Origin of the sequence: Akkermansia sp. BCRC 18949 (assembly GCF_045011645.1) — a bacterium.
GTDB classification, from domain to species: Bacteria; Verrucomicrobiota; Verrucomicrobiia; order Verrucomicrobiales; family Akkermansiaceae; genus Akkermansia; species Akkermansia massiliensis.
Window position 1 is genome coordinate 1,105,907 of record NZ_CP123619.1, and the last position, 14,047, is coordinate 1,119,953.

Sequence of the window (14,047 nt, forward strand, 5' to 3'; positions counted from 1 at the left end):
TCTTTTTCCGCTTCTGCTGTGCGCTGGCAGCTCTTGCGCCGGGGCGTTCCCCCTTGCCAGATTCCGGGGGGTGGTGTAGCTTGTGACGGTATGAGTGAGGTATCCCTGCAGCATGGAATGGCGCGCCAGATGGCCGCCTCCCAGTCCATGCAGGCCGGGATGCAGATTCTCCAGGCCTCCGCTCTGGAATTGAAGCAGCTTCTCCGCCACGCGCTGGAGACCAATCCCATGCTTGAGGAATTGCCGGACGCTTCTCCGGAAGCTCTGGAGGACGGTCCGGACGGAGACGCCTGGAATGAGCGGGAGGACGGCTGGAACGAGTTTACGCCGGAAGGCCGCCCATCCGCGGAGGCCGCCGCACGCCGCGATTTCATGTATGAGTCCGTGGTGGCTCCGGAGTCCCTGAAAACCCATTTGATGGACCAAGCACAGCATTCCGCGCTGACCGGGCGCGCCCGGGACGCCCTGTTCCTGCTGATTGACGCCCTGGACGACCGTGGCTTCCTGACGGAGTCCCCGGAGGAGCTGGAGGAACGGGAGTGCTTCAGTATGCGGGATATGCAGGAGGCCCTGGCCGTACTGAGGGGGATGGACCCTCCCGGCGTGGGGGCGGTGGATTTGAGGGATTCCCTGCTGATTCAGCTTGAGCAGCGCGGCCTGAAGCGTTCGCTTGCCTTCCGCCTGGTCAAACGCTGCTGGCGGGAGCTGGCGGCGCACAAGTATGAGGAGGCCGCGCGCTTGCTGGACGTGGAGCCGGAAGCCGTGGCGGAGGCTCTGGAAGTGATCCGCAGCCTGACGCCGGATCCCGGCTGCGCCTATGCTCCCGGCGGCAATCCCCATCTGCTTCCTGACGTCGTCGTGGAGGAAGGGCCTTCCGGGGTTCTGGATGTAGTCCTCACTTCCGAGTACCTGCCGCGCCTGTCCATGAATGAACGGTACATGGAGCTGATGGCGGAGAGCTCCGGCAGCCGGGAGCTCCGGCAGTACCTCCGCAAGGCCTTCCGGGAAGGGCAGGAGCTGCTGCGCGCCCTGGACATGAGGCAGGAGACCGTGCTGCGCCTGGCCCGCGCCATTGTGCGGCGGCAGAAGGATTTTTTCAGGTTCGGCCCGTCCCGGCTGAAGGCCATGGGCATGGAGGAGGTGGCGGAGGAAATGGGCGTGCATGTCTCCACGGTTTCCCGTGCGTGCCGGGACAAGTACCTGTTGTGCAAGTGGGGAATGAAGGAGCTGAGGGCCTTTTTCAGCGCGGGCGTTCCGGCTGAGGGGGGCGCTTCCCCGGACGGAGCGGGCGCGGAGGCCGTGGCGTCCGGCGCCGTTCAGGAGCTGATGCGGCGGTTGATTGCAGAGGAAGATTCTTCCAAACCCCTCAGTGACGCCAGGCTGACCGCCGCGCTGCAGGAGCAGGGGGTGAACATCGCCCGCCGCACGGTGGCGAAGTACCGGGAGCAGATGAAGATTCTGCCCGCCTCCCTGCGCCGGGGGATATGACAGTCCACTATATTTTTTAATGGTTTATTGATAGTTTATTATCAATAATTTATGTCTTGTTCTGCGGGAATGCTTTCCCTGTTTTTATTTCCGGCGGAAGAGGCGGTTGACTGATGCGGCTTTGGTGCTATAGTCCCCGCTTTATCGTGATGCGTACATTTACCTGGCCTATTGCCCTGCTGCTGGCGGGGCTTCTTTTTCAGACGGTGGCGTTTGCCGTTCTGAATACGGTGGTTCCGCTGTGGATGGAACAGTCTGACGCCGCCACCTGGGAGGCCGGGCTGGTGGGGGCTTTTTTCTTTCTGGGGAACCTGGCGGGCACGCTGATGGCCGGCGGGGTGATCCGCAAGGCCGGGTTCAAGGGTAGCTACCAGTACGCGTGCATGTTATGCGCGGCGTCCACGCTGCTGCTGCTTGTGTTTCCCGGCGCGCTGGCCTGGAGCGGCCTCCGGCTGCTGACGGGGATAAGCTGCGCCCTGGTCTGGGTGGTGGTGGAAAGCGCCCTGCTGAGGGCCGGAACGCTGAAAACCCGCGGCATTCTTCTGGCCTCCTACCTGGTGGTTTATTATCTGGGAACGGTGCTGGGCCAGCTCCTCCTGGGCTGGTTCCCCAGCGACATGTCCCTGGTGGTGACGGAGGTGTGCCTTCTGTCCGCAGTGGGCATGATTCCCCTGCTGTTTGCCCGTCTGGAATCTGATTCCGCGGGCGCCCTGTCCTCCGTGCATGTGGAGGTACGGACGCTGCTGAAACGCCGCAGCGTGTTTCTGGGCGTGGTGGGGTGCGTTATTTCCGGCGTGGTGCTGGGAACGATTTATTGCCTGATGCCCCTGTTCCTGAAACACCAGGGCATGAACCACTCCTCCGTGGGGTACTGGATGGCCCTGCTGATTGCCGCGGCCATTCTGGGCCAGTGGCCCATGGGACGGCTGGCGGACAAGTACGGGCGCGCCTTCGTCATGAAATGCCAGTCCCTGCTGGTGGTGGCCGCCTGTGCCGGACTGGTGCTGAAAGGCGGCCTGATGGCCCCCTCCCTGATCGCGCTGGGGCTGGCGGGTTTCTCCCTGTACCCCGTCGCCATGGCCTGGGGGTGTGAAGAGGCCTCACGGGATGAGCTGGTGACCATGAACCAGCTTCTGCTGCTGAGCTACTCCATTGGCACGCTGGCCGGGCCTTCCCTGACCTCCTTCCTGATGCAGCGGTATTCCGACAACTGGATGCCGATGGTCATTGCGCTGGTGGCGCTCTCCTTCATGCCCGTGCTGATGCTGGGCGGCGGCCACGGAAGAAGAAAGCTGTCCCGGTAAAAGAAGAGGGGGAGAAAGAGGCGTCAGGGTTTTTTCTGGTCCGCCGCGGCGTTTTTCTCCGGTTTGGGCACGTCATTGTCCGCCACCTGGTGAATCATGTCCGTCAGGGCGTGCACATAGTCCTCCGTATGGGAATCCGTAATGGCGTACTTGCACAGGCATGAGACCGTGGGGATGCCCAGCGCCGCGTAATGGCGGTCATTGCCCGCAATGGCGGAGGGCTCCCGGTGGAAGGTGGGGGGAGCCTGCTCCCAGGATTTGGTGAAGGGAGTGGCGCACTGGCCCGCGAATTCCTTGCCGCGGAGCGTGGTCATGAACAGCACGGCTTCCTGCGGGGATTCCGGTTCCGGCTGTTTCTGCTCCGCAGCGGCGGCCAGTTCCTGCGGTTCCAGGTTGATCATGCCCAGGATGTTGGCCGCGCCGATGCTGCCGCTCAGGGTTTTGGCGTGGACGGAGGCTCCTGAGGAGGCGGATGCGGGTTCCGCTCCGTTTGCATACGCGACGAAGTAAATGTTGTGGTTGGTGGGAATGTCCTTGAGGCCCCTGGCCGTTTCCAGCAGCAGGGCCGCTCCGCTTCCGTTGTTGAGCCGTTCGCTGGAATCGTAATTGGCCCCCACCACGATGCTCTGGTTGTTGGAATACAGTCCGGGCTTGTAAACCAAGACGTTGTAGATGGCGGTCCCCTTTTTCGCATCCCCTCCGGAAACGGGCTGCAAGGTGACGGCATAACCCATGTCCGAGAAGCTTCCGGCGATGTATTTGGCGGCGGCTTCCATGGATTTGGGCTGCCGGGCGTTTCTGGGCCCGATGTCTTTTTGCAGGACTTCCGTATGCTTTTCCATGCGCGCGCCCAGGCTCCGCGGCGTATCCGGGCTGCCGGAGGAGGAAGCGGGAAGGAGGGTGCAGGAGGAGAGGCCGGAGGCCAGCAGCAGGAATCCGGCGGTCAGGGCGGCGTGTTTGTGAATGCGGGTCATGTCTTACAGGGTTTCAACGTAATGCAGTTCACGGGCAATCTGAGCGGCCAGGGGAATTTTCAGATGGTCCGGCAGGACGCTCCACGTATAGGTTTCCACCTCCAGGTGGGGGTTCAGGCCCGGATGGCTGCGGAGGAAGGCGTGCGTTTTCAGGATGAAATCCTCCGTGCCCCGCAGGGGCGGTTCCGGGGAGGCGTACAGGGGAATGTGGTAATGAATGCGCCATTGGGAATCCCGCGTTTCTTCCGCGTAGTCCCGCCCGTAGGCCAGGGCGTTCGGCAGGTCCGGGAAAAGCATGGTTCTGCCCCGGTGGAGGATGCTGGTCTGGTGGAAATAAACGCCGTCGTCAAACTGGCGGAGGCGTTCCAGGTCTTCCTCCCCGCGTATGCGGCATTCCAGGGCGTTGGAGAACTGCACCTTGCAGAGGGAGATGTTGTTTTCCTCCCAGGCGGAGAGGGTGTCTGCCGGTTCCTCCCGCAGGATGGCGAAGTGGCAGGTGTCATACGTCAGTCCCAGATGGCGTTCAATGAGTTCGGGGCGGCGGGAGTGGTTGCGCAGGCCGTTGAAAAAGCGGATGGCGCCCTCCGTATCGTGGAAATGGCCGAAGGGCTCCGGCTCCAGCCCAAGCTGCATCAGGCGTCCGGTCTGCCTGCTCAGCACGTCCAGGAATCCGCTCATGGCGTCCAAGCGGGAGAACATGCGCTCCTCCTCCGCATGGAACCAGCTGTGGGAGGCGGGGAGCGTGCTGACGGTCAGCCTGTCTGCGTTTTCATCCCCGATGCGGGCCAGGATGCGGAAGAGGTTGCAGGTGTATTCAAAACGTTCCGGCGTGGTCCAGTCCGGCTGGAAAACGTGTTCCTTCACCCGCTGGCCGTGAAAGTTCCCGTAGGGAAAGCCGTTGAGGGTTTCCACGCGCGCGTCGTGTTCGTCCAGCCATGATTTCAGGGCTTCCACGGCGTGCGGCGTTTCCAGCAGTTCCGCTGCCGCCCTGGCGGACAGGCGCAGGCCGATGCCCCGGGGGCGGTCCTTCAGGGGGGAATTCAGTGCGGCCAGTTCCTGCCGGATGCGGGGAACGTGGGTCTGGAGGGCTTCCCGGGTTTCCGCCCAGGATTCGGCGGGATGGATGTTGGTGCAGTAGGAAAGCATGGCGGGGCAGTATGTGCTGGTTTGGGGAACGGCGTTCCACTCCGGGGGAAAATGGTGGAAGATGCATGCGCATGGGGCGTTCCTCAAGCCTACATACGGTTCCGCAGTGAGGAAAAATTTCATGGAATTGCGGCTTTTGGCGTCATTCGGAAGCGTCCTTTCCGGCGGAAAGAATGGCTTTGAAAAGGCTCCGGATATATGGTAGTATCTTTCCGTTATGCGTCCGTTCTTCTTTCTCCTTCTTGGTGTTCTGTTCCACGGGGATGTCCTGCGCGCGGCGGAGGAATCAACGGCCTGGAAATCCTCCCTGATCCGGTTCAGCCGTCCGGCGGAATGGAAGGAGACGCGGCCCCAGAAGGGAACCGGGGACAACTCCTGGGCGAAGGACGCCACGCCGATCGGCAACGGAAGAATAGGAGCGCTCATTTACGGAGGCGTGGAAAAGGACCGCCTGGAGCTGACGGAAATCAGCATGTGGTCCGGAGGTTTTTGCAGTGCGGAAGCCAAGGATAAGGGGCCGGATTCCGTCAAATTCGGATCCTACCAGCCGTTCGGCACGCTGGAAATCACGTATCCGGCAGCAGAGAACGTGCAGGATTATAAAAGGACGCTGGATGTGGCGGAGGCGCTGGCCTCCGTGTCCTACAACTCCGGGGGAGTCCGTTACCGGAGGGAGTATTTCGCCAGCGTTCCGCACCAGGTGGTTTCCATGACGGTGCAGGGGGACAGGCCCCGTTCCGTGGAAGCCTCCTTCCGCTTGGCGACCTTGCATCCTCAGGACAGGATTACGGCCACGGCCGGAGGGGGCAGGGGAATGATTCTGATGCAGGGTTCCCTGAAAAACGGATTGACCTATGAGGCGCGCATTGCCGTTCTTCCCAGGGGTGGAAGTGTCACGGCGGACGGCGGCTCCATCACCGTCCGGCGGGCGGATTCCTGCCGCGTGCTGGTTTCCCTGGCTACGGATTACGTGCTGGACGCTTCCCGGAACTGGAAGGGGGAGCCGCCCCGCAAGAGGAATGACGCCGTTCTGGCCCGTGCGCTCAAGGCGGCTCCGGAGCAGTTGAAAGCCGCCCACCGGGGCGCCTACGGCAAGCTTTACCACCGCGTTTCCCTGGACCTGGGAGAGACGGAGGACGCCACGGCGGAACTCCCCGTCAACGAGAGGCTGAAGAGGTACAGGCAGGCGGTGGACGCCGGAAGGGACGCCCGTGATCCCGATCTGGAGGAACTGGTGTTCAACTTCGGCCGCTACGTCATCCTTTCCTCCTCCCAGCCGGGGAATCTGCCCGCCAACCTCCAGGGCCTGTGGAATTACAGCCTGATTCCGCCGTGGGATTCCGACTACCACAATAATATCAACATCCAGATGTGCTACTGGGGAATGCTCCCCTCCAACCTGGCGGAATGTTATGACCCGCTGGTGGACTACATCCGGGAAATGGCGCCCGCCGCGCGTAAAATCACCCGGGAGGAGAAAGAGTTCAGGACGGCTGGCGGCAAGCCCGCTCCGGGCTGGACGTCCAGGACGGCCCAGAACATTTACGGGGGCCAGGGATTTAAATGGAACAAGCCCGCTTCCGCGTGGTATGCCCTGCATCTGTGGGAACGCTACCTGTTCACGATGGACAGGGAGTATCTGAAAACGACGGCTTACCCGATGATGAAGGAAATCTGCCGTTTCTGGGAAAGCCAGCTCAAGCCCCTGCACGCGGGAGGAAGCAACTTCCGGACGGAGGACAGGAAGGTGACGCCGGAAATAATCTCCCGGGAGTTGAAGGACGTGAAGGAAGGAACGCTGGTGGCTCCGATGGGCTGGTCCCCGGAGCACGGCCCCAGGGAGGACGGCTGCGCGCATGACCAGCAGATTGTCTGGGAATTGTTCCATGATACCGTACAGGCCGCGGAAATCCTGGGCGTGGACGCCGCCTGGAGGAAGGAACTGGCCGCCAAGAGAGACCTTCTGGCCGGTCCCAGGGTGGGGGAGGACGGCCTGCTGCTGGAATGGATGATTGCCCGCAAGCCGGGCGATTCCTGGGACCCGCGCCACCGTCACACGTCCCACCTGTTTGCCGTTTATCCCGGCAACCAGATCAGCCCGGAAAAGACGCCGGAATGGGCGGAAGCCGCCCGTAAATCCCTGCTGGCGCGCGGAACCACGGGGGATTCCCGCCGCTCCTGGACCTGGGCGTGGCGCGCCAGCCTCTGGGCGCGTTTTCTGGACGGCAATAAAGCGTATGAAATGCTTCAGGGCATGATGCGCCACAGCATGATGGACAGCCTGTTCACCACGCATCCGCCCATGCAGGTGGACGGGACCATGGGCATCGTGGCCGGCTTTGCTGAAATGCTGCTCCAGTCCCGCACCGGGCGCCTGCATCTTCTGCCGGCTCTCCCGGAAGCCTGGAAAAACGGGAGCGTGCTCGGACTGAAGGCCCGCGGCAACATTAGCGTGGACATGGACTGGAAGGACGGCAGGGTAACGCAGTTCCGCCTTTCCTCCCCGGTGGCGCAATCCGTCCGGGTGGCCGCCAATGGCACGGAAAAGACGTATGAACTGACGCCGGAGACGCCCGTCAGGGGCAGTTGAGGACCCCCGGTGTCCCTTCACGCCGTTACAGTTGTTTTTCAGCAGGTACAGCCTTGTTTCTGTTGTAAGGCCCCCATTTGCCAAGGGAGTAATGCGTCCGCTGATGCCCGGATGAACAAAAGGGCTTGTGCCTGTAACGGGAAGTCGGGGCATGGAATGAGTTTTTGACATTTTCACAGGCGGATATTAAAATTAGTAGAATGGAAGATGCGCCTTTGAATACGGATTTTATCAATTTAACGGCGGACAATCTGGCCAGTGAACATTTATGCTGCATTATCCGCAGCCGGGCCCCCCATCCGGGCGTTGAAGCAAAGCGGCAATGGCTTGCCAGCCGGATCAGGGAAGGCCACGTCTTTAGAAAGTTAAATGCCAAAGGAGTGGTTTTTATTGAATATGCCCCTCTGGAGACGGCCTGGGTTCCCATCCTTGGGGACAACTACTATTATATATATTGCTTGTGGGTTTCCGGCAGCTACAAGGGGAAAGGGTATGGAAAATTGCTGATGGAATATTGTCTGGCTGATGCCAGGAAAAAGGGCAAATCAGGCGTTTGCATGCTCGGAGCTGAAAAACAGAAGGCCTGGCTTGCCGATCAATCCTTCGCGAAGAAGTTCGGCTTTGAGGCGGTGGATGCTGTCAGTCATGGCTATGAACTGCTTGCTCTTTCCTTTGACGGAACAACGCCGAGGTTTGCGCCGAATGCCAAAAAGGGGAGAATTGAGAGCCGGGAGCTGACAATTTATTATGATATGCAATGCCCCTTTGTGCATCAAAACATTGAGCTCATAAAACGGTACTGTGGAGAGAACGATGTTCCGGTATCTCTCATCAGGGTGGATACGCTGCAAAAGGCAAAGGAATTGCCCTGCGTCTTCAATAACTGGGGCGTGTTTTACAAGGGGAATTTTGAAACGGTGAATTTGTTGTTGGACATTGCCAATCTAAAAAGAATCCTCAAGAAATGAGTTGAGCCGGCGCTTTCATAAATTATTCAGGCTGTGTGGTTGCATCTTCCCGGTGCAAGTCATTCTTCCTTTCCTGCCTTTTTCACTAACAGCAGGCAGGGAACCGATGCTTATTGCGGGTTTCCATGCTCCGCCTTTATGAACGTGAGCGCCCGTTCCATCAAGGAACAGGGGGGGGGCCAATGGAACAGCCTGCTTCCTTTTGCCCCTGCAACCGCTGTTCACGCCAATAAAAAACAGGCACGCCTTGCAGCGGCCTGTTTTCTGAACGGGAAATCCGCCCCGGCCTGGAAGCCCGCTGTAAAGGCGGAAAAGCTCCAGGCCGGATGAGGAATGAGTTTTTTACTGAACGATGCCCAGCGGGGCGGTCGTCTTCCAGTCTCCGCGGGTGAAGTCCGGGAACACCTGGGGCATGCCGCCCTGGGCCACGGAGTATTCGGAAAGCTCGGAGACGGAGGACCAGAAGGCGCCTTCGTATACGTTCTGGTCCATCGGTTCGCCCTTGCGGAGGCATTCGATGATGCGGTAAAGCATCACGAAGTCCATGCCGCCGTGGCCGCCCATCTTCAGGGCCAGCGGGCCGACTTTCTTCCAGAGCGGGTGATCGTACTTTTCAAAAATGGGGGCCAGTTTTTCGTTGCCTTCAATCCATTCGTGATAGTTGCCGTTGCCCAGCTTTTCACCGGCCACGCGGGTCGGGAAGCCGGCCAGCGTGCCCAGGGTGCCCTGAATGAGGTTCAGGCGGGAGTAGGGGCGCGGGCTGGTTTCATCCCATTCCACCAGGATGGTGCGGCCCATGGTGGTCTTGATGATGGAGGTGTTCATGTCGCCGCAGGCGAAGTCCAGCTTGTTCCACTTGTGGTCCGCCGGGAAATTCTTCTTGGCATAGGCGGCGCGGCCCAGGGCCGGGCTGGAGAAGGAAACGAGCCTGCCGAAGCAGTCGTCCTTGCGGGCCAGGTTCATGTACTGGGCGATGGGGCCGAGGCCGTGCGTGGGGTAGACGTTGCCGTTGCGCTTGGCGTAGTGGTAGGTTCTCCAGGAGCCGGTGCCGCGGTCCACCTGCTTCATCTGGCCGCGCAGTTCGTGGATGTAGGCGGCTTCCCCGTACAGCAGGTCGCCGATGACGCCCTGGCGCACCATGTTCAGGTACATGAGTTCTTCACGTCCGTAGTTGACGTTTTCCATCATCATGCAGTGCTTCCGGGTTTCCTCGGAGGTATTGACGATTTCCCAGAGCTCCTTGATGGAGACGGCCATGGGCACTTCCACAAAGGCGTGGGCGCCCATCTTCATCACGTCGCAGGTGACGCGGCAGTGCCATTCCCAGCTCGGGCAGACGATGACGGCGTCCGGCTTGACTTCCTTCATCATGCGCTTGTAGTCTTCCGGGCCGTTCGTGAAAATGGGAGGGCGCTTGCCCGTCTTCTTTTCCACCAGCGCCGCGTTGCGTTCCGCCCAGTCCTTGTACAGGTCGCAGATGCCGACGACTTCCGCGCCTTCAATGACGGCCATCTGGCCCACGTGCATGGAGCCGCGTTCACCTACGCCGACGAAGGCCACGCGCACCTTGTCCAGCTTGGGGGCCCTGAAGCCGCCCATGTAGATGGCGCCGGGCTTGCGCGGGGGCCACGTGGTCATGGGACCGATGTTGTTCGGGTCCGGAACGATGATCTTTTTGGGAGCCAGGGGAGCTACTTCCTGGGCGTTGGCGAAGGAACCGGCAGCCAGGGCGCCAGTAGCCAGACCCAGGGTCTGAAGGAAACGACGGCGTGATGATGAATTATCCATGGATGGTAATTATATGGAAGGATTTGAGTCCTTAGTTTGCCATACATACCCGGACTTGAGAATCTTTCTTTCACGGATGGTGCAAAAAATGCATTCTCCTGCGGGAGAGAGGTGCTCCGCGCCGGAGGCGTCAAAAGAGGGGAAGGCAGGCTCCTTCCGGGAGGCGGGCATGAAAAAGGCCCCATTCCTGCCGCAGTGCGGGAAGGACGGGGCCTGTCAGGTGCATCACCCGGTTGTGCCGATGTTGCATGCCGTTGCTTGGGAGTGAAGGGGGGTGAGCGTATCGCTGCACCGCGGTCCGAAGGATCGGCCCTGCATCGGAGGACATCCGGAGAGTGTTGCGTGGTGTCGCCGGCGCTGGCTGTTGTTTCCTTTCCTGGCGACGGGGAAGATCATTCCGTTTCCTGCGGCTTCTGTTCAGGGAACCTTGACGGGGTCCGCATGCCGTGGAATCGGGATCATCTTCCCGGTCGTTTTGAAGTGGTCCGGTTACTGAGCCGTGCCGGCGGCGGGAAGTTTTGACGCGGCAAGCCTGGCATAAGCTTCATTCAGCGCCTTGCCCAGCCTGGGGCGGAAAACGGTGGTGGTCGGCAGCTGCGTGCCTTCCATGTCACAGGAGCGGAGGATGTCGGGAATGGACGGGGCCAATGCACGTTTCATGATATTCATGCAGTCTTCCAGGTCTACTCCGTATTTTTCCTCCATCAGGTTTTCAATACGGTCCGCCATCTGCTCCATCCTCTCAATCTGTTTTTTAGTCAGAATCGGCTGAATGGTCGCGTTCGGGTCGGGGACGTAGCTGGTCAGCATTTCAATGGCCCGTTTCAGGTCGTCCGGCAATTCCGTTGCATTGCCGCTGTTGAGAACCTGAGCCAGAACCTGGTAGCTGCTGGTAGCGTTTTCGTCATAATCATGAATGCCTGAGGCCAGCGCCACGCCTGCGATGCTCTGCACGTAGCGGGCTACTTCCGGGGAATAGTTGCCTTCCACAAACGTGGAGGGAACGTCATCCGCGTAAGCCTGCATGGCGGCCTGGCAGGCGAGGGAACCGACGGTACCCACGCACAGTGTCTTGATGATGGACGAGATGATTTTCATGATTGAAACTCCGGTTGAAGCTTCCCGACTGGAACGGTCCGGTGAACCGTTTGTAGCAAGTGAGACTGTGCAGCCCCTGATTTCGTTCAAAAGTTTTTTTGAATGATTAAAATCATGCGCCCGCACGGCTTCCCTGCCTTCCGGCGGAATTCCGCCTTCCGTAACTTTTCCGCGGCCCCCTGCGGGAGGCGGAACGGTTTTCCTGCATGGAGTTTTTCCTTTCCCTGTGCGTGCCGGGAACCGTCTGCAATTCAGACGGTATGGTGGCGCTGGAGGAATGGACGGGAAGGAGGCGCCCCAGCAGCTTGTGCACGTCCCTGGCTTTTTTGATTTCATCCGGGGAACAGAGGGCGATGGCTTGCCCGGCGGCTCCGGCGCGTGCCGTGCGGCCGATGCGGTGCACATAGACTTCCGGTTCTTCCGGCAGATCGTAGTTGATGACGAGCTGCACGTCTTTCACGTCAATGCCGCGGGCGGCGATGTCCGTGGCGACGAGAATGGGCGTTTCCCCGGAACGGAATTCCCGGAGCATGCGTTCACGCGTGCCCTGGCTCTTGTCGCCGTGGATGGCGGAGGCCGGGTGGTCCTTTCCGGTCAGGAAGGAGGCCAGGCGGTTCGCGCCGTGCTTGGTCCGGGTGAAGATGAGCGTGCGGCCCGGCTGTTCCTGCTGTTCCAGCAGATCCAGGGTAAGGGGCCTTTTTTCCGCCTGGGAGCCAACCATGCAGAGGGACTGTTCCACCCTGTCCGCCGTGGCGGCCGGGGGGGTGACCATCACCGTTTCCGGTTCCTGAAGCAGGGACTGGGCCAGTTGCAGAATGTTGTCCGGCATGGTGGCGGAGAACATCTGGGTATGGCGTTTCTTCGGGATTTTGGCGACGATCTTTTTCAGGGCCGGAGCGAAGCCCATGTCCAGCATGTGGTCCGCTTCGTCCAGAATCAGGGTTTCCACACCGCCCAGGTTGACGGTCTGGCGTTCCAGATGGTCAATCAGCCTGCCGGGCGTGGCTACCAGAATATCCAGGCCGCCGGCCAGCTTCTTGAACTGGGGGGCGTACCCCACGCCGCCGAAGATGACGGCGGTGGACAGGTTCAGCCCTTTGGCGTAGGCGCAGATGTTGTCATGAATCTGCGCGGCCAGTTCCCGGGTGGGGCTCAGGATGAGCGCCCTTACCTGGCGGGCAAGCGGCTTTCTGGGATGTTCTGAAAATTGTTGAATAAGGGGCAGGGCGAACGCGGCCGTTTTGCCGGTTCCGGTCTGCGCCAGTCCCATCAGGTCCTTGTTCTGCAGCAGCAGGGGGATGCAGGCTGCCTGGATGGGGGTGGGGGTCTTGTACTCCAGTTTCTCCAGCTGGCGGAGAATGGGAGCCGACAAGCCAAGCTCCCTGAATGTGGTTGATACCATGTTTATTGATGTGTCTGTGAATGCGCCTCGGCTGCAATGAACTGACGGAATCACGACAATAGTGGAACAAAAAGAAGCCCGCAGGAGCGATACTGAAAGGATCAATACGGAGACGCCCGTATTCCGCCAACCGCAAATGACTATCAAAAATCAACAACCAAGCACCATTCGGCGGGAACAGGGCCATAAAAGCACGGCAAAGGACAGCCGTCAAGAGAAATAAAAACGTCCTGCACGTCATGAATCCTTTTCCGTCAGTTCCGGAAGAGGCTGGAGATGGAACCCGGTTGGCGGCCATCAAGGAGGAACGGCCTGTAGGAGCATGGAGCGCGGCAAGTCCTTGCGGCAACTGGATACTGGATTGAGCTTTAGCTAATTACTTCTTTAAAAAAGCTTGTGCCCTCCTGCGGAATATCAAGTCAGTTTCCGTAAAGGCCTGCGGCTCTCTTGGCACGCATCACAGGCTGTCCGGAGGGATGTATTTCAGCGCTGCAGAAATTTGCGCGCGCCCACGCAGTAAACGGCCCCGGAATACACGGTCAGGATGATGGAGCCCCACAGAGTGAACTGGTACAGGAAATTGGAAGCTCCGGATCCGTGCCACAGGCAGAGCGCCGCAAGCTGGTCCAGGAAGGAGGGCAGGTATTCCGGCGTGTGCGTCCAGGTCAGGGCCAGCAGGGAGGCGATGCAGAAAGCCAGCTGGAAGGCGGTTTTCCATTTGCCGGACGTGCCCGCGGGAATGATGACGCCGTGGTCCTGGGCAATCTGGCGCAGGCCCGTGACCAGGAATTCCCGGCTGATGATGAGAATGGTGACCCAGACGGGGCATAGCCCCACGCCCGTCAGGTAAATGAAGGCGGCGGAAACGGCAATCTTGTCCGCCAGGGGGTCAATGAGCTTGCCGAAGGTGGTGACCTGGTTCAGGCGGCGGGCCAGGTAGCCGTCCAGCCAGTCCGTGCAGGCCGCCAGGATGAAGGTGACCAGTGCGGCCAGGTATCCCCAGGAATACTGGTCCGCGATGCTGACTGCTGCCGTGAAGACGACTACCAGGGCAATCCGTGTCAGGGTAATGGCGTTAGGCAGGTTCAGCATACGCGGTTTATTAGGGAGCAGATGCCGGTCCGTAGCAAGCTTTTTTGCAGGATTCAGGAATTAAATTCCCGGAATGCGGCACACGGAAAAAATCAGACGGAACATGGAAGGGAGAAGAGATGGACGGAGGGCGCGCATCGGGCGTTTTTGCCTTGAGCTCCGGCGGGATGGAACAGGCGGAAGCCTGCGGCATGATG

At 60.2% G+C, this 14,047-nt stretch carries 11 protein-coding genes; 5 read left to right on the forward strand and 6 right to left on the reverse strand.

The genetic code is table 11. From position 1 onward, the window contains the following. Positions 1–90: 90 nt before the first annotated feature. Both rpoN and P8A25_RS04625 read left to right on the forward strand, forming a co-directional pair. Entirely contained in the window at positions 91–1,488 is a 1,398-nt protein-coding gene (rpoN, locus tag P8A25_RS04620; RefSeq protein WP_102721407.1) for an RNA polymerase factor sigma-54, read from the forward strand. Positions 1,489–1,637: 149 nt separating this feature from the next. After that, complete coding sequence (locus tag P8A25_RS04625) at positions 1,638–2,792, forward strand: MFS transporter (protein WP_102721408.1); 1,155 nt, start codon at positions 1,638–1,640, stop codon at positions 2,790–2,792. A 23-nt stretch (positions 2,793–2,815) separates the two neighbouring features. On the opposite strand, the gene P8A25_RS04630 is transcribed toward P8A25_RS04625, so the two are convergent. Together P8A25_RS04630 and eboE are read right to left on the reverse strand one after the other, a co-directional pair. Continuing rightward, the gene (locus tag P8A25_RS04630; RefSeq protein WP_215442708.1) at positions 2,816–3,766 is read right to left on the reverse strand and encodes a M28 family peptidase; all 951 of its coding nucleotides are present in this window, start codon (positions 3,764–3,766) and stop codon (positions 2,816–2,818) included. Between the two features lie 3 nt (positions 3,767–3,769). Then, positions 3,770–5,035 (reverse strand): metabolite traffic protein EboE, encoded by a 1,266-nt coding sequence (gene eboE / locus P8A25_RS04635; RefSeq protein WP_404838779.1) that lies wholly within the window; start codon positions 5,033–5,035, stop codon positions 3,770–3,772. A gap of 94 nt (positions 5,036–5,129) precedes the next feature. Between eboE and P8A25_RS04640 the strand changes: the two genes are divergently transcribed. From P8A25_RS04640 to P8A25_RS04650, 3 genes are all read left to right on the forward strand, one after another. Continuing rightward, positions 5,130–7,502, forward strand: a complete 2,373-nt coding sequence (locus P8A25_RS04640) for a glycosyl hydrolase family 95 catalytic domain-containing protein (protein ID WP_215442706.1) — start codon at positions 5,130–5,132, stop codon at positions 7,500–7,502. A 215-nt stretch (positions 7,503–7,717) separates the two neighbouring features. Next, a complete protein-coding gene (locus P8A25_RS04645; protein ID WP_404838798.1) occupies positions 7,718–8,470 on the forward strand; it encodes a GNAT family N-acetyltransferase in 753 nt (250 codons plus the stop codon). Positions 8,471–8,608: 138 nt separating this feature from the next. Further along, positions 8,609–8,800, forward strand: coding sequence for a hypothetical protein (locus P8A25_RS04650; protein ID WP_404838780.1), 192 nt, complete (start codon positions 8,609–8,611; stop codon positions 8,798–8,800). A gap of 12 nt (positions 8,801–8,812) precedes the next feature. Here P8A25_RS04650 and P8A25_RS04655 read toward each other — a convergent pair whose 3' ends face one another. The 4 genes from P8A25_RS04655 to pgsA all read right to left on the reverse strand — a co-directional run bounded on the left by P8A25_RS04655 (position 8,813) and on the right by pgsA (position 13,850). Then, positions 8,813–10,258: a Gfo/Idh/MocA family protein gene (locus P8A25_RS04655; protein WP_022397076.1), complete on the reverse strand. Its 1,446-nt coding sequence runs from the start codon at positions 10,256–10,258 to the stop codon at positions 8,813–8,815. Positions 10,259–10,747: 489 nt separating this feature from the next. Next, entirely contained in the window at positions 10,748–11,356 is a 609-nt protein-coding gene (locus P8A25_RS04660; RefSeq protein ID WP_022397077.1) for a hypothetical protein, read from the reverse strand. Between the two features lie 112 nt (positions 11,357–11,468). Next, positions 11,469–12,758 (reverse strand): DEAD/DEAH box helicase, encoded by a 1,290-nt coding sequence (locus P8A25_RS04665; protein WP_102721414.1) that lies wholly within the window; start codon positions 12,756–12,758, stop codon positions 11,469–11,471. 483 nt (positions 12,759–13,241) lie between these two features. Next, entirely contained in the window at positions 13,242–13,850 is a 609-nt protein-coding gene (gene pgsA / locus P8A25_RS04670; RefSeq protein ID WP_022397079.1) for a CDP-diacylglycerol--glycerol-3-phosphate 3-phosphatidyltransferase, read from the reverse strand. Between the last annotated feature and the right edge of the window lie 197 nt (positions 13,851–14,047).

What these genes read in the sequence shown, in the direction of transcription:
- P8A25_RS04665 (WP_102721414.1), bottom strand. Translation starts at nt 12,758, where the DNA reads ATGGTATCAACCACATTCAGGGAGCTTGGCTTGTCGGCTCCCATTCTC.
- rpoN (WP_102721407.1), top strand. Translation starts at nt 91, where the DNA reads ATGAGTGAGGTATCCCTGCAGCATGGAATGGCGCGCCAGATGGCCGCC.
- P8A25_RS04655 (WP_022397076.1), bottom strand. Translation starts at nt 10,258, where the DNA reads ATGGATAATTCATCATCACGCCGTCGTTTCCTTCAGACCCTGGGTCTG.
- pgsA (WP_022397079.1), bottom strand. Translation starts at nt 13,850, where the DNA reads ATGCTGAACCTGCCTAACGCCATTACCCTGACACGGATTGCCCTGGTA.
- P8A25_RS04625 (WP_102721408.1), top strand. Translation starts at nt 1,638, where the DNA reads ATGCGTACATTTACCTGGCCTATTGCCCTGCTGCTGGCGGGGCTTCTT.
- P8A25_RS04640 (WP_215442706.1), top strand. Translation starts at nt 5,130, where the DNA reads ATGCGTCCGTTCTTCTTTCTCCTTCTTGGTGTTCTGTTCCACGGGGAT.
- eboE (WP_404838779.1), bottom strand. Translation starts at nt 5,035, where the DNA reads ATGAAATTTTTCCTCACTGCGGAACCGTATGTAGGCTTGAGGAACGCC.
- P8A25_RS04650 (WP_404838780.1), top strand. Translation starts at nt 8,609, where the DNA reads ATGAACGTGAGCGCCCGTTCCATCAAGGAACAGGGGGGGGGCCAATGG.
- P8A25_RS04660 (WP_022397077.1), bottom strand. Translation starts at nt 11,356, where the DNA reads ATGAAAATCATCTCGTCCATCATCAAGACACTGTGCGTGGGTACCGTC.
- P8A25_RS04630 (WP_215442708.1), bottom strand. Translation starts at nt 3,766, where the DNA reads ATGACCCGCATTCACAAACACGCCGCCCTGACCGCCGGATTCCTGCTG.